Genomic DNA, 24,867 nt, shown 5'->3' on the forward strand with positions numbered 1-24,867 from the left:
ATGGACGCAACTTCGACATTGACCCTGACCTCGCCCGCCGCGGGTGCCGAAGACGGCAAGCTCGGCGGCGCCCTCTCCCGCGTGGACGGCCCGCTCAAGGTTTGCGGCCAGGCCCGCTACGCGGCCGATGTCCACCTGCCCGGCCTCACGCACGCCACCCTGGTGCAAAGCCGCGTGGCGGCCGGGCGCATACGCAGCATCGACACCCAGGCTGCGCAGGCCCACCCTGGCGTGCTGCTGGTGATGACGCCTTTCAACGCCCCGCGCCTGCCTGAAGGCGGCCAGGCCGGCATCAAGCCGCCCGCGGGGCGCACGCTCTCGCTGCTGCAGGACGATCGCGTGCACTACGACGGCCAGCCCATCGCCGTGGTCGTGGCCGAAACGCTGGAAGCCTCGCGCCAGGGCGCGCGGCTGCTCCAGGTGGAGTACGACCAGGAGCCGCCGCAGCTCGACTTCGAGGCCGCCAAGGCCCAGGCGCATCCGCCCAAGGAGGCCCAGGGGCAGGAGCCGGACAGCCGCCGCGGCGACGTCGAAGCCGCCTGGAGCCAGGCGGCGCACCGGCTTGAAGCCACCTACAGCACGCCGCTGGAGCACCACAACCCGCTGGAGACGCACGCCACGCTGGCGTCGTGGGACGGCGACCAGTTGACGCTCTGGGACTCCACCCAGTACGTGCACGGCGTGAAGCAGACCCTGTCGCAGCGCCTGGGCCTGCAGGCCGAGCAGGTGCGCGTGGTGAGCCCCTTCGTGGGCGGCGCCTTCGGCAGCAAGGGGTCGGCGTGGTCGCACGTCGTCCTGGCCGCCATGGCCGCGCGCGAAGTGAAACGCCCGGTGCGGCTGGTGGTGGAGCGCACGCAGATGTTCGGCCCCGTGGGCAACCGGCCCTTCACGCAGCAGCAGTTCCGGCTGGCGGCGGACGGTGGCGGCCAGCTCACGGCGCTGGAGCACCGGGTGCACGCCGAAACCTCGCGCATCGAGGACTGGATAGAGCCCTCGGCGCTGATCTCCCGCTTCCTGTACGCCTGCGACAACGTGGCGACCACGCACCGGCTGGTGCCGCTGAACGTGGGCGTGCCGACCTTCCAGCGCGCGCCGGGCGAGGCCACGGGCTCGTTCGCGCTGGAGTCGGCCATGGACGAGCTGGCGCACCAGGCCGGCCTGGACCCGCTGGAGTTCCGCCGCCGCAACCATTCCGACTTCGACGCCGGGCAGCAGCTGCCCTACTCCAGCAAGTCGCTGCTGGCGTGCTACGACCAGGGAGCGCAAGCCTTCGGCTGGTCGCAGCGCAACCCCAAGCCGCGCGCCACGCGCCGGGGCGACGTGCTGGTGGGCTACGGCGTGGCCACGGCCACCTACCCGGCCAAGCGGCTGGCGTCGGAGGCGCGCGCCACGCTGCTGCCGGACGGGCGCGTGCGCGTGCAGTGCGGCACGCACGACCTGGGCACGGGCACCTGGACGCTGCTCACGCAGGTGGCCGCCGACCGGCTGGACCTGCCGCCCGCGCGCATCGCGCTGGAAATCGGCGACACGGCGCTGCCCATGGCGCCGGTCTCCGGCGGCTCCATGACGGCCGCCAGCGCCGGCGCGGCCGTGCACGCCGTGTGCGAGCTGCTGCGCACGCACCTGGCCGAGCTGGCCGTGACGGACGAGGCCTCGCCCCTGCACGGCGTGCCGCATGAATTGATAGAGCTGCGCGAAGGCCGCCTGCGCAAGACGGACGAGCCCGGCCGCGGCGAAACCCTGGAATCGCTCGCCGCCCGCCACGCCGACATCGATTTGCAGGTCAACGTGCGCGCCACGCCCGGACCGGATGCCGAAAAATATTCCAAGCACTCCTTCGGCGCCGTGTTCGTGGAAGTGCACGTGGACGCGGACCTCGGAGAAATCCGCGTGCCGCGCATCGTGGCGGCCTATTCGGTCGGCAACCTTTTGAATGCCAAGACCGGCCGCAGCCAGTTGCTCGGCGGCATCGTCTGGGGTTTGTCCATGGCGCTGCACGAACATTCGCTGCGCGACCCGCGTTATGGCCGCATCGCCAATGCCAATTTGGGTGAATACCACATCCCGGTGAATGCCGACATTCCGGATATCGAATTGATCATCGTGCCGGAGGACGACCCGCACATCGGCCCGCTGGGGGCCAAGGGCATCGGCGAAATCGGCATCACCGGCGTGGCCGGCGCCATAGCCAATGCGGTATGGCATGCAACAGGCCGGCGCATCCGGGACTTGCCCATTTCCCTGGACAGCCTGCTGCACGCGCAGCGCTGATAGGCATCGTTCCAAGCCCGCCGGTGAAAGCCGGCGGGCATTCCACGGCTGTACAGCATTTCCATGCCGCCACGCCCCCGCAGCGCCGGCCATGGCGACAGCCTGCCGAAGCAGGCGTCCACGCCACGGAAACCGTGACTTACGTCACGCTTTTCTCGGCCGCCTCGTCGTTGGGCACTCAATAGCAGCCTCGCCGAACCGGTTCCCACCTTGCAGAAGGAAAACCAAACCACATTCCCCGAGCGGGCTCATGGAAACCATTTCTGGAATTATTGAACCCAACGCCGGTGAAGACAGGAAGGTTGGCCGCCATATTCTGCGGTCTGCGGACGGCGGAGCCGTGTTCGTCCTGTCCAGCAACGACGTGTATTTGGATATTTTTCTTCGAAAATTCGTTCTTATTGTGGGTTATCGCAGCAATATACGGCTGACGGACGGGCGGGAACAGTTTATTGTCGTGAGCGTGATGCCTGGAGATGACTCCAGCGCCGTCAGTAATCCCGGCGATACGTCCGAAGGCATTTTGAAGCTGCTGGAAGACCCGTCCATTCCCTATGGCACGCATGCGCTCCACGATGTGACCGGCAAGCTTTTATACGCCCTGCAGAGCGATATCATCAAGCTGGATAATTATGTCGGCAAACCGGTGATCGTGAAGGGCCACGCCTTGGCGGGATATCCTTTTGAAGACGGCCCGATCAATTTGAGCGTCACGGATGCCTGTATTCCCGTTGACAGCATGCCGGCCAGGAAATTCGACATCGAGCTGAGGCTCAAGAATTTGACAACCCATGCCTGGGCCCTGGCCGCGATTTCAGACCGGCCGGTGGTTGAATTGATTGGCGAGCGTCTCGTGCCGGATGATCAAGCGGTGGATGGCAGCTCCGGGACGGCACGGTTCTCATTCTGGACCTCGTCCAGCGGCCGGACGACGCTGACCTTCAAGAAATCCCGCCTCTGGGAGCCGGAGAAGGTTCTGGCTGAGGTCAAGTATCTCGTTGTCAGTGAATAAGTCGTGGGCGGTCCCACACCAGAGCGCAGAAACAGCGCGGAAAAACCACCGCGCCATACTTTTGAAATGCCCATATTTCAAAGCCAGCCCCTTTGATCCTGGCCACCCGCCGCCTCGGTCAAACTTCAGGCTCAGATTCACTGCCCCTGGAGCCACAGCGCATGACGGACGACCGCCCTGAAATCACCTGCACCGCCTCGCGGCTGGTCTATGAAAACCGCTGGATCAAGCTGCGCGAGGACGCCATCATCCGCGCCGACGGCAGCCCCGGCATTTACAGCGTGGTGGAGCGGGCGGATTTCGCCGCCATCGTCGCGATTCAGGACGGGCACATTTACCTGGTCGAACAGTTCCGCTATCCCGTCGGCGGCCGGTATTGGGAATTGCCGCAGGGCGCGTGGGAGGACGACCCCAGCAAATCACCGGAGGAAGTTGCCCGCGGTGAATTGCGCGAGGAAACCGGCCTGATCGCCGGCCAGATGCAATTCGTCGGCTCCATGTTCATCGCCTACGGTTTGTGCACGCAGCGCTGCAACGTCTTCCTCGCCACGGATTTGCAACAGGCCGGGCAGCAATTGGACGCCGAGGAGGCCGGGCTGGTGTGCCGGCTTTTTGCCTTGGAGGAATTTGAAAGAATGCTGCGGGAAGGAGTGATTCAGGATGGGACGACGCTGGCGGTGGTGGGGATGTTGAAGGTGAAGGGGTTGATTTAACTTCGCGAGCCAGAATGCTTCGCACCCCAGCCCGTCATTCCCGCGAAGGCGGGAATCCAGGCGGCCCCACATCAAAATGCAGAAATTTAGCAGGCAGACTGCACCATTCGGTTCTGATATTCCAATTTTTCAGCTTACGGCCAGCTTGGGGACCGCCTGGATTCCCGCCTTCGCGGGAATGACGAATCGGGAGGCGCTACGATCCGGCTGACGGCTGACGGCTGACGGCTGACGGCTGACGGCTGACGTCCATAAATTAATCTGGACGTTATTTTTGAGCAAGGCAAAGGGCAGCTTAGATCCGAGCAGCCCTCACACCGATCAAATCAATTATTCAGCGAATACCCCAGGCAATACCCCCGCCGCCGTCCCCCGCAATATCAAATGCGCCTCCCCATCAATAGCGCTTTCCTGCGGATTCAATATCGCCACATGCGCCCCGGCCTCGCGCGCGACCTGGGCCAAACCGGCGGCGGGCCAGACGGCGCCTGAGGTGCCGACCACCAGCATCACGTCGCATTCAAATGCAGCCTGCTCGGCGGCTTCCATGACCCCGTCCGGCAACTGCTCCCCGAACCACACCACGCCCGGGCGCACGAGGTTAGCGCAGTGCGGGCACTTGGGCGGGCGGCCGGGCACGGCAGAGGAAACGTCCAGCAGCGACGGCTGGTGCGTGCAACGCTCCAGCCAGCGGTCCAGCAGGATGTCGCCGTGCAGCCGCAGCGCGTCCGTGTTGCCGGCGCGCTGGTGCAGGTCGTCCACGTTTTGCGTGATGAGCGTGAGCCGCCCCGGGCGGCGGCGCGCGTAGCCGGCCAGCGCCAGGTGGCCGGCGTTGGGCAGCGCGCGGCGCACGCCTTCGCGGCGGTGTTCGTACCAGTCCCAGACCAGGCGCGGATCGCTTCTGAAGCCCGCCTCGCTGGCGAGCTGCATGGGGTCGAACTTCGCCCATAAACCCGTCTGCGCGTCGCGGAAGGTGGGGATGCCGCTTTCGGCCGACATGCCCGCCCCCGTCAGCACACAGACCTTCTGCGCAGCCAAGAGCCGCACGCGGAGGTCGGCCACGTCGCGCCGGGTGTGCTCGTCCATGGCGCCGCCTCCTCCGGTCACACCATTCAGGCTCCGCGCTGGCGCCGCGCCTCGTACAGGCACACGGCGGCGGCCACGGAAACGTTCAGGCTCTCAACGGCGCCCTGCATGGGGATGCGGACCAGCTGGTCGCAGGTCTTGCGCGTGAGCTGGCGCATGCCGGGGCCCTCGGCGCCCAGCACCAGGGCGACGGGGCCCTTGAAGTCCACCTCGTAGAGGGTCTTCTCGGCGTCTTCCGCTGTGCCCACCACCCAGACGTTGCGCTCCTTGAGCTCGTTGAGCGTGCGCGCCAGGTTCGTGACCATCAGGTAGGGCACCGTTTCGGCGGCGCCGCTGGCCACCTTGGCCACCGTGGCGTTCAGGCCCACGGCGTGGTCCTTGGGGGCGACCACCGCGTGCGCGCCGGCACCGTCGGCCACGCGCAGGCAGGCGCCCAGGTTGTGCGGATCGGTCACGCCGTCCAGCACCAGCAGCAGCGGCGCGCCGTCCACGTCGTCCAGCACGTCGTCCAGCGAGTGCTGCTGCGCCAGCGCCTGCACCCGCGCCACCACGCCCTGGTGGCGGTGCGTGCCGCTGATCTTGGACAGGCGCTCGTCGTCGCTCTCGATCAGCTTGGCGCCGGCCTCCTTGGCGCGCTCCACGAACTGGCGCATGCGGGCGTCGCGCCGCGTGGCATCGACGTGGATCTCGGTGATGGATTCAGGCGCCGTCTTGAGGCGCACCGTCACGGCATGGAAGCCGAACAGCAACTTGTTGGAAGAAGAGCTCATCGCAGCATTGTCGCCGCCACGGTCAGCCCAATCAGCACCGGCTGGTGAACCATGTAGAAGCTCAGCGGCCAGCGGCCCAGCACGGCCAGCGGCGCCAGCCCCCGCGGCAGTGGCCCGGCCATCACCTCGCGCCGGTGCGCCAGCAGCCACTGGCCCAGCGCCAGGCCAATGAGCATCACGCCCAGCCAGGGCAGCACGGGCACGTAGTCCTCGGTGACGGGTTTATGCGTCACCAGCCCCGTCCAGTTCAGCCAGCGGTTGTCGAACAGCGGGCTTTGCACGAAGCGCGGCAACAGCACGGCCCCCACGCCCAGCGGCGCCAGCCAGCGCGGGCCCAGGGGCGAGAGCGCGCGGGCCAGGATCAGCATCACCGCCATGCCGTGCAGCACGCCAAATGAAATCCAGCTCCGCGGGAACATGAACCACGAGCCGGCCGACACCAGCAGCGCGCACGCCGCGATCTGCGCCCAGCGCCGCCAGAAGCGCCGCGCGCCCTGCCCGGCCTCGTGCGCCAGCGTCTGCGAGGCGCCCGCGCACAGCAGGAACAGGCTCACGATGGCGGTGCGCTGCAGCGTCCAGAACGGATCGTTGTAGAAGTTCTGCGGCGGCAGCAGCTTGTAGAAATTCAAGTCGAAGCTGAAGTGGAAGGCTGCCATCCAGAGCATGGCGAGCCCGCGCAGGGCGTCGAGTCGTTCGTAGCGGTGCAGCGGCGGCATGGCGGGCATCGTAGCCCTGCCGATCCTTATCATCGCCCTCCCGCCGTTCACGATTCGTTGCGCATGAAGCCGTCGCACCCTCTTCCGCTTCAACCCCGCCGTGCCGTGCTGCAGGGCCTGCTGTTGGGCGCCTGCGCGCTGGGCTTGGGCCTGCCGCCCGCCGTGGCGCGGGCCCAGAAGGAGCGCCCGCAGGCGTTGCCGCGGCCCATCACGCCGCGCGGGCCGCTGGACGCGGACGAGCGCAACCACATCGACGTGTTCAAGCGCGTCTCCCCCTCGGTGGTGAACATCACGAGCCTGGCGCTGCAGCGCGACATGTTCTCGCTCAACGTCTCGCAGGTGCCCACGGGCACGGGCACGGGGTTCATCTGGGACGACGCGGGGCACGTCGTCACGAACTTCCACGTCATCCAGGAAGCCAGCGGCGCGCGCGTCACGCTCAGCGACCAGTCCACCTACCGCGCCGAGCTGGTGGGCGCCTTCCCCGACCGCGACCTGGCCGTGCTGCGCATAGAGGCGCCCAAGGGCAAGCTGCCGGCCATTCCCGTGGGCAGCAGCCGCGACCTGCTGGTGGGCCAGAAGGTCTACGCCATAGGCAACCCCTTCGGCCTGGACCAGACCATGACCACCGGCATCGTCAGCGCCCTGAACCGCGAGATCGAGTCCGTGACGCGGCGCACCATCCGCGGCGTCATCCAGACCGACGCCGCCATCAACCCCGGCAACTCCGGCGGCCCGCTGCTGGACTCGGCCGGGCGGCTCATAGGCGTCAACACCGCCATCTACAGCCCAAGCGGCGGCAGCTCCGGCATCGGCTTCGCCATTCCGGTGGACGAGGTCAACCGCATCGTCCCGCGGCTCATCCGCGACGGGCGCATAGAGCGGCCCTCGCTGGGCATCGCCGCCGGCACGCGGCAGCTGCAAGAGGCGCTGAAACTGCCCAAGGGCGTGGCGCTGCTGCGCGTCACCCCGGGCGGGCCGGCGCAGCGCGCGGGGCTGCAGCCCTTTGCGCGCGCTGCCGCCGGCGGCATCACGGCGGGGGACGTGATCACGGCCGTCAACGGCGCGCCGGTGGAAGACTTCGACGACCTGCTCAACGAGCTGGAGCGCTTCCAGAGCGGCGACACCGTGACGTTGTCGGTGTGGCGCTCCGGGCGCACGCGGCAGGTGAGCGTGAAGCTGGCGGCCGGCGAGGCCTGACCCGGGAGAATCCCCCAGCGCGTGTTGACGGGGGCCGGCAAGAAGCCCCGGCATCCCTGCCAGCATGGCGGGCATGACGCGCATCCTCATCCTCCAGGGCCACCCCGACGCCAGCGAACGCCACTTCAACCACGCCCTGGCCGACGCCTACGCCCGCGGCGCCGAGGACCACGGCCACGACGTGCGCCACATCGACGTGGCCGAGCTGGACTTCCCCATGCTGCGCAGTCCCACGCAATGGATGGAGGGGCTGCTGCCGCCGGGGCTGGTCGATGCGCAGAACGCCATCGGGTGGGCGCAGCACATCGTCATCTTCTTCCCGCTGTGGCTGGGGGGCATGCCGGCGCTCCTGAAAGGCTTTCTGGAGCAGGTGGCGCGGCCGGGCTTCGCCTTCCACCCCGACGGCAAGAACCCGCTGGCCAACAAGGGGCTGACCGGCCGATCCGCCCGCGTGGTGGTGACCATGGGCATGCCGGCGCTGATCTACCGCTTCTACTTCCGCGCCCACAGCCTGAAGTCGCTGGAGCGCAACATCCTGGGCTTCGTGGGCATCGCGCCCATCCATGAAACGCTGGTTGGGCGCATCGGGGAGCTGAGCGACAAGCAGCGCGGCGAGTGGCTCATCAAGCTGGAGCGCATGGGGCAACAGGCAGGCTGAACAAGTCACGGCCCGCGCCGCCGTCAATCCCCGGTACGCCGGAGGCCCGGGGCCGCGCCGCTACCATGCGCGCCCTATGAGCGCGCCCCGATCCCGTCAACTTGAGCTTCTCGCCCCCGCCCGCGATGCCGACATCGGCATAGAGGCCGTGAACCATGGGGCCGATGCCGTCTACATCGGCGGCCCGGGCTTTGGCGCCCGCGCCTCCGCCGGCAACCCCGTGCAGGACATCGAGCGCCTCACCCGCCACGCCCACCGCTACGGCGCCAAGATCTTCGTCACCCTCAACACCATCCTGCGCGACGACGAGCTCGAAGGCGCCCGCCGCATGGCCTGGGACGTCTACAACGCCGGGGCCGACGCCCTCATCGTCCAGGACATGGGCCTGCTGGAGCTGGACCTGCCGCCGCTGCAGCTCCACGCCAGCACGCAGTGCGATATCCGCTCGGTGGAGAAGGCGAAGTTCCTGGCCGAGTCCGGCTTCGCGCAGATCGTCCTGGCCCGCGAGCTGACGCTGCCGCAGATACGCGCCGTGGCCGACGCGCTGCCGCGCGAGACCGTCGTGGAGTTCTTCATCCACGGCGCTTTGTGCGTGGCCTACAGCGGCCAGTGCTACGTGAGCCACGCCTTCACCGGCCGCAGCGCCAACCGCGGCGACTGCAGCCAAGCCTGCCGGCTGCCCTACACGGTGACGGACACGCAGGGCCGCATCGTGGCGCACGACAAGCACGTGCTCTCCATGAAGGACAACAACCAGAGCGCCAACCTCGCCGCGCTGGTGGACGCGGGCGTGCGCAGCTTCAAGATCGAGGGCCGCTACAAGGACATGGGCTACGTGAAGAACATCACCGCCCATTACCGCAAGCTGCTGGACGAAGTGCTGGAGCAGCGGCCGGAGCTGGCCCGCGCCTCCAGCGGCCGGACGAGCTTCTTGTTCGAGCCCGACCCCGACCGCAATTTCAACCGCGGTGCCACGGACTATTTCGTCAACGGCCGCCAGGACGACATAGGCGCCTTCGACACGCCCAAGCACGCCGGGCTGCCGCTGGGCTACGTGGTGAAACTCGCCAAGGACAGCGTGGACGTCGTGCTGGACGAAGGCGTGGGCGACCTCAACAACGGCGACTCCATCACGTGGTTCGACCTGCAGCAGGAGCTGCAGGGCGTGCAGGTCAACACCGTGGAGCTGCTGGACGCGGCGGCGCGGCGCTGGCGCGTGTTTCCCAAGGAGCCGGTGGCGCAGCTCAAGGACTTGCGCCGCGACACCGTGCTGCAGCGCAACCGCGACATGGCCTGGGAGCGGCTGCTGAAGAAGAAGTCGTCGGACCGCCGCATCGCCGTGGACATGCACTTCGAGGAGACGGCCGGCGGCTTCGCCCTGTCCCTCACCGACGAGGACGGCCACTACGCCCGCGTGGAGGCCGGCCATGCGCACGAGCGCGCGCAGCATGCCGAGCGCGTGGAGCCGCAGTTGCGCGAGCAGCTCGCCAAGCTGGGCGCGACCGTCTTCGAGCCGCGGGAAGTGACGCTGCGCCTGTCAAAGCCGTGGTTCGTCCCGGCCGGTTTCCTGAACGCGCTGCGCCGCGACGCCGTGGCCGCGCTGGAGGCCGAGCGCGAGGCCTGCCGCGAGCGGCTCCTGCCCGCCGCGCGCGTGGAGCCGCCCGTGCCCTACCCCGAGGACACGCTGTCGTATCTGGCCAACGTCTACAACCGCAAGGCGCACGACTTCTACGTGAAGCACGGCGTGAAGCTGGTGGAGGCGGCCTATGAAAGCCACGAGGCCCTGGGCGAGTCCAGCCTGATGATCACCAAGCACTGCGTGCGCTTCTCCCTGAGCCTGTGCCCCAAGCAGGCCAAGGGCGTGACGGGTGTGCAGGGCACGGTGCGGGCCGAGCCGCTGACCATCACGCACGGCGACGAGGTGCTGACGCTGCGCTTCGACTGCAAGCCCTGCGAGATGCACGTGGTGGGCCGCATCAAGAAGAACGTGCTGCAGCAGGCCCGCGCGGCCGAGAAGGCGAGCCTGAAGGCCGTGCCCCTGCAGTTCTACAAGACGCGGCCGGGGGCGCAGGGGCGCTGAGCGGGCGGATCGCCCCCAGCAAAGGCGGCCGGCAAAGCGCTTGCAGGCGGCCCGCTCGCGGGCCGAACACTGACCCGGCTGCCATTCGGCCCGCGAGCGGGCCTCCTACAGGCTGACGGCGGAGCGCTATCCGCCGGCCAGCCGCCTCAATGCGACATCAGCACCGGCGCCGTCATGGCGCCGAACACCGAGCGGCTGGCGCCGCCCAACAGCCGCTCGCGGGTGCGGCTGCGGCCGTAGCAGCCCATCACGATCAGGTCCGCGCCCAGGTCCGCGGCGCGCGACAGCAGCAGCTCGCCCACCTGGCCCTCGTCGCCGCCTTCGGAGTGGAACTGCGCCTCCACGCCGTGGTGCTGCAGCAGCGGGCGCAGCTCCGTCGGGTCGCCGCCCCAGGACAGCACGTGCACCTGTGCCCCGGGCTGCAGCAGTGCCAGCGACGCGGACACGGCCCGCGCCGACTCGCGCGACGCCTTCCACGCCACCACCACGCGCCGGCCCACGTCCTGGAAGCGCCCCGCGAAAGGCACCACCAGCGCCGGGCGGCCGCTGTCTATGACCACCTGCTCCGGGAAATCCTCGGCCACGCCGGCGTCGTCCGCGGCGTCCGGGTCCTGCTGGCCGACGATCACCAGGTCGTGCAGCAGCGCCTGCCTGGAAAACGCTTCCGCCCCGGGCGCCGTGGCGTGCAGCTCGGACCAGTTCAAGCGCGGCGGGCCGGAGGCGGCGGCCTCCTCGAACCAGGCGCGCGCCTGGGCGCGGCGGCGCTCGTCGCGCTGCACGTCTTCCATGGTCAGCCCGCCGCCGCCCAAGGGCAGTGGCATGAGGGACGAGGCGCTGGGCGCGGCGGCATAGAGGGCCAGCAGCCCGGCGTCCAGGCGCTGCGCGAGGCGGCAGGCCAGGGCCAGGCGGTCGCGGCTTTGCGGCGCGGCGTCCAGGTGCAGCAGGATGGAGGCGATGGATTTCATGGCATGGGCTCCCGAGGGGTGAAGTGGCCGCGGCGCCTGCACTGCGCGCCGCAGCGCGCAAGCCTGCGGGCAAGGGGAGCCCACGGACAGGCTTGAAAGCCCGTATTGCGCTGGCCGGCGCCAGCCGTTCGTTTCGGGAAATGCGGGGTCAGGCGTCCTGCCCGGCTCGCACCTGGTTGCGCCCCCCATGCTTGGCCTCGTACAGCGCCTTGTCGGCGGCGGCCAGCAGCGGGGTCTGCACGTCGCCATGCCGCGGATAGGCGGCCACGCCCAGGGACAGCGTCACCCGGCGCGGCAGCGGCGAATCGCCCTCGTCGTACAGCGCCTCGACGCAGCGGCGCAGCCGCTCGGCGCACTGCATCGCCTCCTCCAGGTGGGTCTGCGGCAGCAGCACCACGAACTCCTCGCCGCCCCATCGGCACACCGTGTCCACGCCGCGCACCTGCGAAGCCAGCGTGTGGGCCACCAGGCGCAGCACCGCGTCGCCCGCCTCGTGGCCGAAGTTGTCGTTGATGTGCTTGAAGTGGTCGATGTCGCCCAGCAGCACGCAAAAGTCGTCGCCGTGGCGCCGGGCGCGCAGCGCTTCGGCGGCCAGCAGCGCCTGCAGCTTGCGCCGGTTGACCAGGCCGGTGAGCGCGTCGTGCTCGGCCAGGGCGAGCAGCTCGTCGTTGGCGCGCTCCAGGTCGCCGGCAATGGCGCGGACGAAGTGCTGGAAGCGCGAGAGGATGCGCGAGTGGCTGCTCTCGCACAGGGCCGCGGCCGGCGCGCCCGCCATGGGCGCCTGCGGCACACCGCCCTGGCCCGCGCCTTCGCGCAGCGCCACCACCAGCAGCGTGGACGTCATCATGGGACTGCTGCTGCCCAGGTCGCAGAACTCGCCGTAAGTAAAAAAGCCGGCCGTGGGCGCCATGGCCTCGTAGGGGCGCAGCTCCAGCTCCACGTCCTTCTGCATCACGAAGTAGCGGCAGATGCACGAGTAGAAAAGGATGGCCTGGGGCTCGAAGGCCCGCACCTCGGCCTGCGTGCCGCGGGCGCGCGCCAGGATGCCGTCCACGTTGGCGTAGCCGAAGCGCAGCTCCTCGCCCTCGCGCACGTCGCCTATGAACTCGATGGCGCCGTCCGGCAGCGCCTTGTGCGGCACGCGCGCCAGCAGCTCGCCCTCGCGCTCGACCAGGAAGGGGAACTCCATGGCGTTGTGGAACAGCCTGTCGTTGCCCTCTATGCCCAGGTAGTGGCGGTAGACCTCCATGGCGGGCTGGTCGTCGATGGTGTGCATGACGCAGCCGGCCGCGCGCGTGGCGCGCATGCGCTTGCCCATGGGTTCCCAGCCCAGGTAGGTCTGGCGCATCACTTCCAGCGCGTGGCCGTACAGGCCCACGGCAATGCAGCCCGCCTCCAGCGTACGCGTGCCGCACAGCACGACGGTGCGGCCCTGCTCCAGGCCGTCGCCGGCGCCCGCGCCAAACAGCGGCAGGCCCGGCAGGCGGCCGTGCAGCGCCCGCAGCAGCGCACCGGCCTCCACGGTGCCGGAGGTGGACAGCAGCAGCACGCCCTTGAGCGGCGCGTCGCCCGCGCGGGCGATGCCCTCGGCGATGCGCCCGGCCAGCGCCGCCTCGCTGCCCGGCGTGGCGGCGTAGGCCTCGGCGCGCAGCTCGGCCGCATCGAACAGCAGCAGCGACAGCACGTTGCTGGCCGAGCGCGCGCGGCCCCCGCAGATCTCGCCGCAGGTGCTGGCGCCCACCACGACCACGCGCCCCTCCAGCGCGGCCACGCGCGCGGCCGCGGCCTGCGCCAGGGAGCCGCCGCTGCTGGAAACGAACACCTGCGCCAGCACGCTGCGCGAGCGCGCGACCTTGCCGCGCAGCGCGGGGGAGGACAGCAGCTCGTTCAAATCGTCCAGCGTGTCGAAGAAGCTTGCGATCTGCTCCATGGGCGAAGTCTTGTCTCCTGGGTCCTGGTGTCGTACCGGCATAGGCCGTACCAGGCTTGGCTGCAGCTTCGACACGCCGGGCGGCCACTGCAGTGGTGCTTACACGCAAGGGGCGCCACGAAAAAAGTTCAGGCGTGACTTCATGCACGCCGGCCGCAGCATGCCGGGGCTTTGTTACCCGGGCGGCATGGGGGTTGCCATCCAGGCTGCATCCCCACCCAGCAAGGAAACAGACATGGCAAGCATTTACAGATCCACCCTGCTGTCGTTGAGCCTGGCCGCCGCTTGCGGCGTCGCCTTGGCCCAGAACACCACGCCCACCACGCCGGACACCAGCGTCGGCGTGTCGCCCTCCACCGCCAAGGAGGCCATGGACAAGGCCGTGCCGCGATCGGACACGGCGACCGTCACGCGCACGGGCGAGTCCGCCGCCGACAAGGCCGGCCGCGCCGCCAACGCCACGGCCGATGCGGTGACGCCGGGCACGAACCGCGATACCAGCAGCGCTGCGACCGGCTCCAGCACCGGGAGCACCACGGGAGCGGGCACGGGCATGAACGGCAGCAGCACGGCACCCGCGCGTGCGGCGCGGGCCGACCGGGGCTGAAGGGGCTCAGGCCTTCGGGGCGCCGTATCGGCGGCGCCCCGCCTGGCGCCCTCGCGGCGGGCGCCTGTCGTTCACTTTCGTGCCCACCAGCACGCCATTCCTTGGGCGCCATCGTTCAGATTTCTGAACGATGCGGCGTCTGCAAAACGCCAGCTCAGTAATGCGGCGGCAGCTCGTCGCGCAGGCTGCGCGGCGCCGCCCCTGCGGAGGGCAACTGCTCCTGCAGCGCGCGCAGCTGCTGCATGAGGTGAAGGATCTGCATCTGCTGGCGTGCCACGGTGGCGTTGAGCTCGTCGAGCAGGTCTTCAGCGAAGCTGGCCTTGATTTCCAGCGCCTCCAGGCGGCGTTCGGTGTCGTCTTGGTCCATGGACAAAAAATCATTCGGCCGGCGGCCAGGGTTGCACCTTGTCGGCCTCGGCCGCGTCGTTGCGCGCCACCACGGCGCGCGCGGGCTCGGTGGCGCTCAGGTTGAAGGCCTGGTGCGGCACGCCGGGCGGGACGTAGAGAAACTCGCCCGCCTCGCTCACCACCGAGTGCTCCAACTGCTCACCCCAGCGCGTCTCCACCCGGCCCTGCAGCACGTAGATGCCGGTCTCGTAGCCGACGTGCACGTGCGGCTGCGAGGAGGCACCGGGCGGGATGACCACCAGGTGCATCGCCAGCCCCGTGGCACCCACGGTCTGGCCGGACAGGCCGGTGAAGTACGGCAGGCGCTGCGTGGTCATGACCTCGCGGTCGGGACGCACGGCCTGCACGGCGGGTTGAACGGTGTCGGACATGGCGGCGCTCCAGCGGGACGCGGAAGCCGGCATTGTGTTCGCCAGCGGAGGCGCCGCCGCAGGAGGCCCGCTGGCGGGCCGAATGGATGCGCAGGCGTGCCCCCGTCGAAAGGGCCGGCATGCCTGCGGTTCGGCCCGCCAGCGGGCCTCCTACAAGCACATGGCAGCCGGCCTTTGTAGCCGGCCGGTCAGGCGGTCAGCCCACCCACTTGCGCGCGTTGCGGAACATGCGCATCCAGGGGCTGGCGCCCTCCACGCCTGCGCCACTCCAGCTCATCTGCGCGTTGCGGAAGACGCGCTCGGGGTGCGGCATCATGGCCGTGAAGCGGCCGTCGGCCGTGGTCACCGCCGTCAGGCCGCCGGGGCTGCCGTTGGGGTTGAGCGGGTACTGCTCGGTCGGCTGGCCGTGGTGGTCCACGAAGCGCATGGCGCGCACCACCGCGCCCTCGTCGCCGCGCTGCGAGAAGTCCGCGAAGCCCTCGCCGTGCGACACGGCAATGGGCGCGCGGCTGCCGGCCATGCCCTGCAGGAACACGGACGGGCTGTCCAGCACTTCCACCAGGCTCAGCCGCGCCTCGAACTGCTCGCTCTTGTTGCGCGTGAACTTGGGCCAGGCCTGCGCGCCCGGGATGATGGGCGCCAGGGCGGCCATCATCTGGCAGCCGTTGCACACGCCCAGCGCGAAGGTTTCGTTGCGGCCAAAGAAGGCGGCGAACTGCTCGGCCAGCTCCGGGTGGAACATGATCGTGCGAGCCCACCCTTCGCCAGCGCCCAAGGTGTCGCCGTAGCTGAAGCCGCCGCAGGCAATGAAGCCCTGGTACTGGTCCAGCGTGGTGCGGCCGGCCAGCAGGTCGCTCATGTGCACGTCGTAGCTCTCGAAGCCGGCGTGCGCCACGGCGTAGCTCATCTCCACCTGCGAGTTCACGCCCTGCTCGCGCAGGATGGCGACCTTGGGCTTCGCGCCCAGGTTCAGGAACGGGGCGGCGATGTCCTCGGCCGGGTCGAACGTGAGGCTCAGGTGCAGGCCGGGGTCGTCCTGCGCGCCGGCGGCGGCGTGCTCGGCGTCGGCACAGGCCGGGTTGTCGCGCTGCTGGGCGATGCGCCAGCTCACGTCGTCCCAGGCCTGGTGCAGCTCGCGCAGCGGGGCGGTGAACACGGTCTTCGTGTCGCGCCACACCTCCATCACGCCGCGGTCGTTGGGCGTGCCCACCACGTGGCTGTGGCGGCTCAGGCCGAACTCGCGCAGCACGGCGATCACGGCGTCGCGGTCAGAGCGCTTGACCTGCAGCAGCACGCCGGGCTCTTCGTTGAAGAGCGCCTTGAGCGTGAGCTCGTTGCGGCGGGCGCTGACGTGCGTGGCCCAGTTCTTGGCGTCGCCGTGGTCGGCGCGGCTGTCGGTGATGCCGTCGCCTTCCGTGACCAGCAGGTCCACGTTCAGGCTCACGCCGCGGTGGCCGGCAAAGGCCATTTCGCAGGCCGCCGCCCACAGGCCGCCGTCGCTGCGGTCGTGGTAGGCCAGCAGCTTGCCTTCGGCGCGCAGCTTGTTGACGGCCGACACCAGGGCCTTGAGCTGTTCAGGCTGGTCCAGGTCCGGCACGGCGTCGCCGAACTGGTTGAGCGTCTGCGCCAGGATGGAGCCGCCCATGCGGTTCCTGCCCTCGGACAGGTCCACCAGCAGCAGCGTGGTTTCCCCCTCCTGGAGCTGCGGCGTGAGCGTGCCGCGCACGTCGTCCAGCGTGGCGAAGGCCGAGACGATCAGGGAGACGGGGGCCACCACCTGCTTCGTCTCGCCGCCGGCATCGCTCCAGCGGGTGCGCATGGACAGGCTGTCCTTGCCCACGGGCACGCCGATGCCCAGCGCCGGACAGATGTCCATGCCCACGGCCTTGACGGTGTCGTACAGCGCGGCGTCCTCGCCGGGCTCGCCGCAGGCGGCCATCCAGTTGCAGCTCAGCTTCACCCGCGACAGCTCGATGGGCGCGGCCAGCAGGTTGAGCACCGCTTCGGCCACGGCCATGCGGCCGGAGGCCGGCGCATCGACCGAAGCCAGCGGCGTGCGCTCGCCCATGCTCATGGCCTCGCCGCGCAGGCCGGCGTAGTCGGCCAGGGTCACGGCGCAGTCGGCCACGGGCACCTGCCAGGGGCCGACCATCTGGTCGCGGTGCGACAGGCCGCCCACGGTGCGGTCGCCGATGGTGATGAGGAAGCGCTTGGAGGCCACCGTCGGGTGGCGCAGCACGTCGAAGGCAGCCTGGTCCAGCGTGGCGTCCGAGAGGTCCAGCGGCGCGGCCTGGCGCGGCACGCGCTTGACGTCGCGCTGCATCTTGGGCGGCTTGCCCAGCAGCACGTCCATGGGCATGGCGATGGCGCGCTCGCCCGCGGGGCCGTCCTCCAGGATCAGCTCGCGGTCGTCGGTGGCCACACCCACGACGGCGAACGGGCAGCGCTCGCGCTCGCACATCTGCTCGAAGGTGGAGAGCAGCGCCGGGTTCAGGGCCAGGACGTAGCGCTCCTGGCTTTCGTTGCACCAGATTTCCTTGGGCGCCAGGCCGGACTCCTCCAGCGGCACCTTGCGCAGGTCGAAGGTCGCGCCCTTGCCGGCGCCGTCCACCAGCTCGGGGAAGGCGTTGGAGATGCCGCCCGCGCCCACGTCGTGGATGGCCAGGATGGGGTTGCCCTCGCCCAGCGACCAGCAATGGTTGATGACTTCCTGGGCGCGGCGCTCGATTTCCGGGTTGCCGCGCTGCACGGAATCGAAGTCCAGCGACGCGGTGTTGGTGCCCGCGGCCATGGAGCTGGCGGCGCCGCCGCCCATGCCGATGCGCATGCCCGGGCCGCCCAGCTGCACCAGCAGCGTGCCGGCGCCGAACGGCAGCTTGTGCGTCTGGCCGTCGCTGATGGTGCCCAGGCCGCCGGCGATCATGATGGGCTTGTGGTAGCCGCGGCGCACGCCGTCCACGGTCTGCTCGTAGACGCGGAAGTAGCCGGCCAGGTTGGGACGGCCGAACTCGTTGTTGAACGCGGCGCCGCCCAGCGGCCCCTCGGTCATGATCTGCAGCGGGCTGGCGATGTGCTCGGGCTTGCCCACCGGGTTCTGCTCCCAGGGCTCGTTGGTGCCGGGCAGGTTCAGGTTGGAAACGCTGAAGCCGGCCAGGCCCGCCTTGGGGCGGGAGCCGCGGCCGGTGGCGCCTTCGTCACGGATCTCGCCGCCCGCGCCCGTGGAGGCGCCGGGGAAGGGAGAGATGGCCGTGGGGTGGTTGTGCGTCTCCACCTTCATCAGCACGTGGGCCGTTTCCTGGCGGGCCTCGTAGCGCGGGGCGTCGGTGAAGCCCGCGGGCAGCCAGCGCTCCACCGGGCCGCCTTCCATCACGGCGGCGTTGTCGCTGTAGGCGACGATGCTGTGCTGCGGGTTGAGCTTCTCGGTGTTGCGGATCATCCCGAACATCGACAGCGGCTGCGGCTCGCCGTCGATGATGAATTCCGCGTTGAAGATCTTGTGGCGGCAGTGCTCGGAGTTGGCCTGCGCGAACATCATCAGCTCGACGTCGCTGGGGTTGCGCTGCAAGCCGGTGAAGGCCTTGACCAGGTAGTCGATCTCGTCCTCGGACAGCGCCAGGCCGAACTCGCCGTTGGCCTGCTCCAGCGCGGCGCGGCCGCGGCCCAGCACGTCCACGTGCGCCAGCGGCTCGGCGGCGCGCTCGTCGAAGAGGTGCGCGGCGGCCTCGCGCTCGAAGGCCACGCTCTCGGTCATGCGGTCATGCAGCAGCAGCGCGGCTGCCTGCAGCTCGCGCGCCTCCAGCGGCTTCACGCCGCCCAGCAGGCCGCTCTTGAGCGTGAGGCGGTACTCGGTGACGCGCTCCACGCGGTGCAGCGAGAGGCCGCAGTTGTGCGCGATGTCGGTGGCCTTGGAGGCCCAGGGCGACACCGTGCCCAGGCGCGGCATGACCACCACCAGGGCGCCGGCGGCCTCGCCCGCGTAGGCGCTGCCGTAGTCCAGCAGCGCGGCCAGCTTGGCGTGGGCGTCGCCGGACAGCGGCGCGTCCGACCAGGCCCAGTGCACGAAGCGTGCGCTCACGCCGGTGATGCGGGGGCTGACGGCTTGCAGCCGCTGCAGCAGCGCTTGGGCGCGGAAGGACGACAGGGCATTGCCGCCCTCGAAGGAAAACAGGTGTTTGCTGGTCACGCTGGGGAGCTCGCGTCGTTAGGGGGCCCAAGGCCGCCAGGGCTGCACCTGAGCGCAACAGGGCGTCAGGTACGTGCAAACCCGTGATTTTAGAGGGGGGTGAGATAATCCCCCGCCATGACGATCTCCATCAAGAGCGCGGCCGACATCGAAGGCATGCGCATCGCAGGCCGTTTGGCGTCCGAAGTGCTGGACATGCTCACGCCGCACGTGCGCCCGGGCATCACCACCGGCGAGCTCGACAAGCTGGCCCACGACCACATCGTGCACGAGCAGCAGGCCATTCCCGCGCCGCTGAACTACCAGCCCAGCGGCTACCCGCCCTACCCCAAGTCGGTCTGCACCTCCATCAACGAGCAGGTCTGCCACGGCGTGCCCGGCGAGCGGGTGCTCAAGACCGGCGACATCGTGAACATCGACGTCACCGTCATCAAGGACGGCTGGCACGGCGACACCAGCCGCATGTTCATCGTGGGCGATGGCACCATCGCCGCGCGGCGGCTGTGCACCATCACCTACGAGGCGATGTGGAAGGGCATTGAAAAAGTCCGTCCCGGCGCGCGCTTGGGCGACATCGGCCACGTGATCCAGGTCTTCGCCGAGGGCCAGGGCTTCAGCGTGGTGCGCGAGTTCTGCGGCCACGGCATCGGCAAGAAGTTCCACGAGGAGCCCCAGGTGCTGCACTACGGGCGCCCGGGCACGCTGGAGGAGCTGGTGCCCGGCATGGTGTTCACCATCGAGCCCATGATCAACGCCGGCCGACGCGAGATCAAAGAGGACCGCAAGGGCGGCCGCTACGACGGCTGGACCATCGTCACCAAGGACCGCTCGCTCTCCGCCCAATGGGAGCACACGGTGCTCGTGACCGAGACGGGATACGAAATCCTCACGCTTTCCGCGGGTTCGCCGCCGCCGCCGGCCTTCGTGAAGCAGCCCGCGGCCGCGGCCTGAGTCATCCTGCAGCCCCTCCAGCTTCCGCCGCAGTTCCGCCGATGTCCGCGACCTTGAGCCCGCCGCCCAACTCCACGGCGGCGCTGCGCCAGCAATTCCGCAGCGGCAAGGCCGCGCTGATCGACGAGTTCCGCAGCGCCCGCCCAAGCGTGCCCGCCGCCACGCGGCTGCTCAGCGGGCTGGCGCGCCACGTGGACGCTACGCTTTGCGAGCTGTGGAAGCAGTGCGGGCTGCCGGACGAGGCGGCGCTGGTGGCCGTGGGCGGCTACGGCCGCGGCGAGCTGTTCCCGTACTCCGACGTGGACGTGCTGCTGCTGCTGCCCAACGGCTGCGCGCTGTGCGACGCGCCGGCCAGCGGCGCCCCGGGCTGCGCCCCGCTGCAGGCATGGCGCGAGGCGGTGGAGCGCTTCATCACCGCGTGCTGGGACATCGGCCTGGAAATCGGCTCCTCCGTGCGCACGCTGGACGAGTGCGTGGCCGAGGCCCAGCGCGACGTCACCATCCAGACCTCGCTGCTGGAGTCGCGCCTGATCTGCGGCCCAAGGAAGCTGTTCGACCAGTTCCGCAAGGACGCCGACGCCGCGGTGGACGCCAAGGCCTTCCTGCGCGCCAAGACGCTGGAGATGCGCCAGCGCCACGTCAAGTACGAGGACACGCCCTACGCCCTGGAGCCCAACTGCAAGGAAAGCCCGGGGGGCCTGCGAGACCTGCAGGTGCTGCGCTGGGTGGCGCTGGGCGCCGGGCTGGGCCGCACCTGGCGCGCCATGGCCGCCAACGGGCTGCTCACGCCCTTCGAGGCGCAGCAACTGCAGCGCAACGAGGGCACGCTGAAGCTCATACGCGCGCGGCTGCACATGGTGGCCGGCCGCCGCGAGGACCGCCTGGTGTTCGACCTGCAGACCGCCGTGGCCGAGAGCTTCGGCCATCGCGGCACGCGCATGCAGCGCGCCTCCGAATCGCTGATGCGCCGCTACTACTGGGCCGCCAAGGCCGTGGTGCAGCTCAATCAGATCGTGCTGCTCAACATGGAAGAGCAGATCCAGGGCTCGCGCGACGCGCCCATGCGGCCCATCGACGAGCGCTTCCTCTCGCGCGCGGGCATGCTGGAAGTCGCCAGCGACGACCTCTACGAGCGCGACCCTCACGCCATCCTGGAAACCTTCGCCATCTTCCAGCGCGAAGTGGGCATCAAGGGCCTGTCGGCGCGCACCTGGCGCGCGCTCTACAACGCCCGCGGGCTGATGGACGGCAACTTCCGCCGCGACCCGGTCAACCGCGCCACCTTCATGCGCATCCTGCAGGCGCCCGAAGGCCAGACGCGCACCTTCCGGCTCATGAACCAGAGCTCGGTGCTGGGCCGCTACCTGTGGGTGTTCCGCCGCATCGTGGGCCAGATGCAGCACGACCTGTTCCACGTCTACACCGTGGACCAGCACATCCTCATGGTGCTGCGCAACGTGCGCCGCTTCTTCATGCCGGAGCACGCGCACGAGTACCCCTTCTGCTCGCAACTGGCGCTGCAGTTCGAGCGCCCCTGGGTGCTCTACATCGCCGCCCTCTTCCACGACGTGGCCAAGGGCCGCGGCGGCGACCACTCCACCTTGGGCGCCACCGAGGTGCGCCGCTTCTGCCGCGAGCACGGCCTGGACAAGGAGGACGCGCGGCTGTGCGAATTCCTCGTCGCCGAGCACTTGGGCATGAGCCGCGTGGCGCAGAAGGAAGACCTCTCCGACCCCGACGTCATCCACGCCTTCGCCGCCAAGGTGCGCGACGAGCGCAGCCTCACGGCGCTGTACCTGCTCACCGTGGCCGACATCCGCGGCACGGGCCCCAAGGTCTGGAACGCCTGGAAGGGCAAGCTGCTGGAGGACTTGTACCGCCTCACGCTGCGCGCCCTGGGCGGCGCCAAGCCCTGCCAGGAGGCCGAGATCGAGGCCCGCAAGGCCGAGGCCCGCTCGCTGCTGGCACTGGCCTCGCAACTGCCCGGCACCGAGGGCCCGCTGTGGAAGACGCTGGAGGTCAGCTACTTCGCCCGCCACGACGCCGCCGAGATCGCCTGGCACGCACGCGCCCTCTGGCGCCACGTCGCCAGCCCCGAGCCCGTGGTCCGTGCCCGCCCCTCGCCCATAGGCGAAGGCCTGCAGGTGCTGGTCTATGCGCCGGACAAGCCGGACCTCTTCGCCCGGCTGTGCGGCTACTTCGACAGCGCGGGCTTCAACATCCAGGACGCCAAGGTCCACACCACGCGCAGCGGCTACGCGCTGGACACCTTCCAGGTCGTCCACCCGCGCCTGGACGAGCCCGGCTCGGCCAGCTACCGCGACCTGACCTCGCTGGTGGAAACGCAGCTCACCGCCGCGCTGCGCGCCAGCGGCCCGCTGCCCGACCCCAGCCGCGGCCGGGTGTCGCGCCGGGTGAAATCCTTCCCGGTGGTGCCGCGCGTGTCGCTGCGCCCGGACGAGCGCGCGCAGCGCTGGCTGCTGAGCGTGAGCACCAGCGACCGCTCCGGGCTGCTCTACGCCATCGCGCGCGTGCTGGCAGCCCACCACATCAACCTGCAGCTCGCCAAGATCAGCACCCTGGGCGAGCGCGTGGAAGACACCTTCCTCGTGGACGGCCACGAGCTGCAGCACGCGCGCAAGCAGCTGCAGATCGAAAGCGAGCTGCTCGACGCCGCGGCGCCGCTGCCCACCTGAGTTTTGCCATGTCACTGACCATCGTGGAGGTCCGCGAGGCCGCCGAGCGCTTGGGCGAGTACGACAGCGTCATAGACGCGCGCTCGCCCGGCGAATTCGCCGAGGACTTCTTGCCCCGCGCCGAGAACTGGCCCGTGCTGGACGACGGCGAGCGCCGCCTCGTGGGCACGCTCTACAAGCAGGTTTCCGCCCTGCACGCCCGCAAGGTGGGCGCGGCGCTGGTGGCGCGCAACGTGGCGCAGCACATCGAGCGCCACGTGGCCGACAAGCCGCGCGAGTGGCGCCCGCTGGTGTATTGCTGGCGCGGCGGGCAGCGCTCGGGGAGCCTGGCCTGGTTCCTGTCGCAGATCGGCTTTCGCACCCAGCAACTGGCCGGCGGCTACAAGGCCTTCCGCAACCTCGTGCGGGAAGACCTGGACGTGCTGCCCGTGCGCCTGGAGTTCCACGTGCTGGCCGGGCGCACCGGCAGCGGCAAGACGCGGCTGCTGCAGGCGCTGCGCGAGCAAGGCGCGCAGGTGCTGGACCTCGAAGCCCTGGCCTGCCACCGCGGCTCCGTGCTCGGCGGGCTGCCCAACCAGCCGCAGCCGCCGCAAAAGCGCTTCGACACCCTGCTGTGGCAGGCGCTGCGGGCGCTGGACCCGGCGCGGCCCGTGTTCGTGGAAAGCGAAAGCCAGAAGGTGGGCAACGTGCGCGTGCCCGACGCGCTCATGCTGCGGCTGCGCGAGCACGGCCGCTGCACCGTGGTCGAGATGGACGAGGCCGCCCGCGTGGAGTTGCTGCTGCAGGAATACGGTTTCTTCGCTGCCGACCCCGAGCGTTTTTGCCGCCTCATAGACGGCCTCGTCGAGTTGCGTGGCCGCGACACCGTGCAGCACTGGCAGCGCCAGGCGCGCGCGGGCGATTGGGCCGGGGTCTTCGCCGAGATGATGCGCGAGCACTACGACCCGCTGTACTTGCGCTCCATGGACCGGCATTTCCGCCATTTGGCGCAGGCGCCGCGGCTGGCCTTGCGTGACGGAGGCGACGAGAGTTTGGAAGCCGCCGCGCGGGAGTTGCTTTCGCAGGCTTGAGGCGGCTTAAAGTGGGGTGTGCCCACTTCGGCGACAGTCGCCTCTCCACGTATGCGAACCTTCGAACCCGCCGTAGAACAGTCGCGACGCTTTGGCGTGCGGCCCATTCCCTTGCTGCGCCCGCTGGGCTGGCTGGCCCGCGGCTGGCAGGACTTGCGGCGAGCGCCCGGGCCCGGGCTGGCACATGGCGTGGCCATGGCACTGTTCGGCGCGTTGCTGGCCGTGCTCGCGAAAGAGCATGTCTGGCTGCTGGCCGGTGCGTTCTCGGGCTTCCTGCTCGTGGCGCCGCTGCTGGCCACGGGGCTGTACGCCGTGAGCCGCGCGCTCTACCGCAAGCAGCCGGCCACGCTGGCCACCGCGCTGCGCGCGTGGAAGCCGGACGACGGGCGGCTCATCGTCTTCGGCCTGCTGCTGGCCTTCGCCGGCACGGGCTGGGTCATGACGTCCGCGTCCTTCCTGCAGACCTTCTCCCCCGCGCCGCTGCGCACGCCGCTGGATTTCATCGTGCACGTGGTGCTGGGCGAAAGCCGGCTGTTCGAGGCCTGGCTGATGCTCGGCGGCGTGATGGCCGCCCCCGTGTTCGCCTCCACCGTGGTGGCCATGCCCATGCTGCTGGACCGGCGCGTGGGCGTGATGGTGGCCGTGTTCACGAGCTGGCGCGTGGTCATGCAGCACCCGCTGCCGCTGGCGTTGTGGGCCGCGCTGATCATGGGCCTCACACTGTTGGGCATGGCGACCTTCATGCTCGGCCTCATCGTGGTCATGCCCTGGCTGGCGCATTCAAGCTGGCACGCCTACCGCGACCTGGTGGACACCTCCGTATGGGACGAAATGCCTTGAGAAATTGATCCAAGCCATTCATCCCAGACCTTATGCTTTTCGCCGGGCCGATTTTCATGGCCCGGCCGGGTGGTTTGTTGGGAGCCGCCCGCGCAGCGAATCATTAAAAACTCAAGATGTTTGAATTCAACGAGGAAAATATCGCCCAGCTGGGCCTGACCGTCGGCGTCACGGCCTTCATGCTGTACATGGTGTTCATCATCATTCAATTGGCGAGGGAATCCAAGGCGGGCAAATTCGGCACCTTCGTGCTGTTCCTGGCTCTGGGCTTTGGCCTGCTGGGCTTCGCGGCAAAAGGTCTGATCAAATATTTCTTGGCAGGCATCGTGGAATAACAAGA

At 69.5% G+C, this 24,867-nt stretch carries 20 protein-coding genes; 12 read left to right on the forward strand and 8 right to left on the reverse strand.

Annotated features, from left to right (window positions below):
- From ALA01S_RS07585 to ALA01S_RS07595, 3 genes are all read left to right on the forward strand, one after another.
- A complete protein-coding gene (locus tag ALA01S_RS07585) occupies positions 1-2,271 on the forward strand; it encodes a xanthine dehydrogenase family protein molybdopterin-binding subunit (protein WP_066334269.1) in 2,271 nt (756 codons plus the stop codon).
- Between the two features lie 250 nt (positions 2,272-2,521).
- Positions 2,522-3,283, forward strand: coding sequence for a protease inhibitor I42 family protein (locus tag ALA01S_RS07590; protein WP_066334271.1), 762 nt, complete (start codon positions 2,522-2,524; stop codon positions 3,281-3,283).
- A 161-nt stretch (positions 3,284-3,444) separates the two neighbouring features.
- Positions 3,445-3,996 carry an NUDIX domain-containing protein gene (locus ALA01S_RS07595; RefSeq protein WP_066334273.1) on the forward strand — a complete coding sequence of 184 codons (552 nt, stop codon included), beginning with the start codon at positions 3,445-3,447 and terminating at the stop codon, positions 3,994-3,996.
- Positions 3,997-4,326: 330 nt separating this feature from the next.
- Here ALA01S_RS07595 and ALA01S_RS07600 read toward each other — a convergent pair whose 3' ends face one another.
- From ALA01S_RS07600 to ALA01S_RS07610, 3 genes are read right to left on the reverse strand one after another with little or no spacing between them, the layout of a single operon-like run.
- Entirely contained in the window at positions 4,327-5,082 is a 756-nt protein-coding gene (locus ALA01S_RS07600; RefSeq protein ID WP_066334277.1) for an SIR2 family NAD-dependent protein deacylase, read from the reverse strand.
- Positions 5,083-5,108: 26 nt separating this feature from the next.
- Positions 5,109-5,852 (reverse strand): 23S rRNA (guanosine(2251)-2'-O)-methyltransferase RlmB, encoded by a 744-nt coding sequence (gene rlmB / locus ALA01S_RS07605; RefSeq protein WP_066334279.1) that lies wholly within the window; start codon positions 5,850-5,852, stop codon positions 5,109-5,111.
- On the reverse strand, positions 5,849-6,577 hold the full coding sequence (locus ALA01S_RS07610) for an acetyltransferase domain-containing protein (RefSeq protein ID WP_066334281.1): 729 nt from the start codon (positions 6,575-6,577) through the stop codon (positions 5,849-5,851). The genes rlmB and ALA01S_RS07610 overlap by 4 nt, the downstream gene beginning before the upstream one ends.
- A gap of 54 nt (positions 6,578-6,631) precedes the next feature.
- Between ALA01S_RS07610 and ALA01S_RS07615 the strand changes: the two genes are divergently transcribed.
- The 3 genes from ALA01S_RS07615 to ALA01S_RS07625 all read left to right on the forward strand — a co-directional run bounded on the left by ALA01S_RS07615 (position 6,632) and on the right by ALA01S_RS07625 (position 10,506).
- Positions 6,632-7,768: a S1C family serine protease gene (locus ALA01S_RS07615; protein ID WP_084267313.1), complete on the forward strand. Its 1,137-nt coding sequence runs from the start codon at positions 6,632-6,634 to the stop codon at positions 7,766-7,768.
- 73 nt (positions 7,769-7,841) lie between these two features.
- Positions 7,842-8,426, forward strand: a complete 585-nt coding sequence (locus tag ALA01S_RS07620) for an NAD(P)H-dependent oxidoreductase (protein ID WP_066334359.1) — start codon at positions 7,842-7,844, stop codon at positions 8,424-8,426.
- A 76-nt stretch (positions 8,427-8,502) separates the two neighbouring features.
- Positions 8,503-10,506: a peptidase U32 family protein gene (locus ALA01S_RS07625; RefSeq protein ID WP_066334284.1), complete on the forward strand. Its 2,004-nt coding sequence runs from the start codon at positions 8,503-8,505 to the stop codon at positions 10,504-10,506.
- A gap of 146 nt (positions 10,507-10,652) precedes the next feature.
- On the opposite strand, the gene ALA01S_RS07630 is transcribed toward ALA01S_RS07625, so the two are convergent.
- Both ALA01S_RS07630 and ALA01S_RS07635 read right to left on the reverse strand, forming a co-directional pair.
- Entirely contained in the window at positions 10,653-11,471 is an 819-nt protein-coding gene (locus ALA01S_RS07630) for a universal stress protein (RefSeq protein ID WP_066334286.1), read from the reverse strand.
- A gap of 148 nt (positions 11,472-11,619) precedes the next feature.
- Positions 11,620-13,401 (reverse strand): sensor domain-containing diguanylate cyclase, encoded by a 1,782-nt coding sequence (locus ALA01S_RS07635; RefSeq protein ID WP_066334288.1) that lies wholly within the window; start codon positions 13,399-13,401, stop codon positions 11,620-11,622.
- 235 nt (positions 13,402-13,636) lie between these two features.
- On the opposite strand from ALA01S_RS07635, the gene ALA01S_RS32630 reads away from it, so the two are divergent.
- Positions 13,637-14,008, forward strand: a complete 372-nt coding sequence (locus tag ALA01S_RS32630) for a hypothetical protein (RefSeq protein WP_157118808.1) — start codon at positions 13,637-13,639, stop codon at positions 14,006-14,008.
- 154 nt (positions 14,009-14,162) lie between these two features.
- Here ALA01S_RS32630 and ALA01S_RS07645 read toward each other — a convergent pair whose 3' ends face one another.
- The 3 genes from ALA01S_RS07645 to purL all read right to left on the reverse strand — a co-directional run bounded on the left by ALA01S_RS07645 (position 14,163) and on the right by purL (position 18,970).
- Positions 14,163-14,375: a SlyX family protein gene (locus tag ALA01S_RS07645; protein WP_066334291.1), complete on the reverse strand. Its 213-nt coding sequence runs from the start codon at positions 14,373-14,375 to the stop codon at positions 14,163-14,165.
- Between the two features lie 10 nt (positions 14,376-14,385).
- On the reverse strand, positions 14,386-14,787 hold the full coding sequence (locus ALA01S_RS07650) for a cupin domain-containing protein (RefSeq protein ID WP_066334293.1): 402 nt from the start codon (positions 14,785-14,787) through the stop codon (positions 14,386-14,388).
- A gap of 196 nt (positions 14,788-14,983) precedes the next feature.
- On the reverse strand, positions 14,984-18,970 hold the full coding sequence (purL, locus tag ALA01S_RS07655) for a phosphoribosylformylglycinamidine synthase (protein ID WP_066334296.1): 3,987 nt from the start codon (positions 18,968-18,970) through the stop codon (positions 14,984-14,986).
- A gap of 117 nt (positions 18,971-19,087) precedes the next feature.
- On the opposite strand from purL, the gene map reads away from it, so the two are divergent.
- The 5 genes from map to ALA01S_RS07680 all read left to right on the forward strand — a co-directional run bounded on the left by map (position 19,088) and on the right by ALA01S_RS07680 (position 24,862).
- Positions 19,088-19,921 (forward strand): type I methionyl aminopeptidase, encoded by an 834-nt coding sequence (gene map, locus ALA01S_RS07660; protein WP_066334299.1) that lies wholly within the window; start codon positions 19,088-19,090, stop codon positions 19,919-19,921.
- A 41-nt stretch (positions 19,922-19,962) separates the two neighbouring features.
- Positions 19,963-22,617 carry a [protein-PII] uridylyltransferase gene (locus ALA01S_RS07665; RefSeq protein ID WP_066334301.1) on the forward strand — a complete coding sequence of 885 codons (2,655 nt, stop codon included), beginning with the start codon at positions 19,963-19,965 and terminating at the stop codon, positions 22,615-22,617.
- Positions 22,618-22,625: 8 nt separating this feature from the next.
- Complete coding sequence (gene mnmH, locus ALA01S_RS07670; RefSeq protein ID WP_066334303.1) at positions 22,626-23,687, forward strand: tRNA 2-selenouridine(34) synthase MnmH; 1,062 nt, start codon at positions 22,626-22,628, stop codon at positions 23,685-23,687.
- 51 nt (positions 23,688-23,738) lie between these two features.
- The gene (locus ALA01S_RS07675) at positions 23,739-24,527 is read left to right on the forward strand and encodes a DUF2189 domain-containing protein (protein ID WP_066334306.1); all 789 of its coding nucleotides are present in this window, start codon (positions 23,739-23,741) and stop codon (positions 24,525-24,527) included.
- 116 nt (positions 24,528-24,643) lie between these two features.
- Positions 24,644-24,862, forward strand: coding sequence for a DUF2788 domain-containing protein (locus tag ALA01S_RS07680; protein ID WP_066334309.1), 219 nt, complete (start codon positions 24,644-24,646; stop codon positions 24,860-24,862).
- Positions 24,863-24,867 lie beyond the last annotated feature (5 nt).

Source organism: Azohydromonas lata NBRC 102462 (genome assembly GCF_001571085.1).
In the GTDB taxonomy this organism is placed as follows: domain Bacteria; phylum Pseudomonadota; class Gammaproteobacteria; order Burkholderiales; family Burkholderiaceae_C; genus Azohydromonas; species Azohydromonas lata.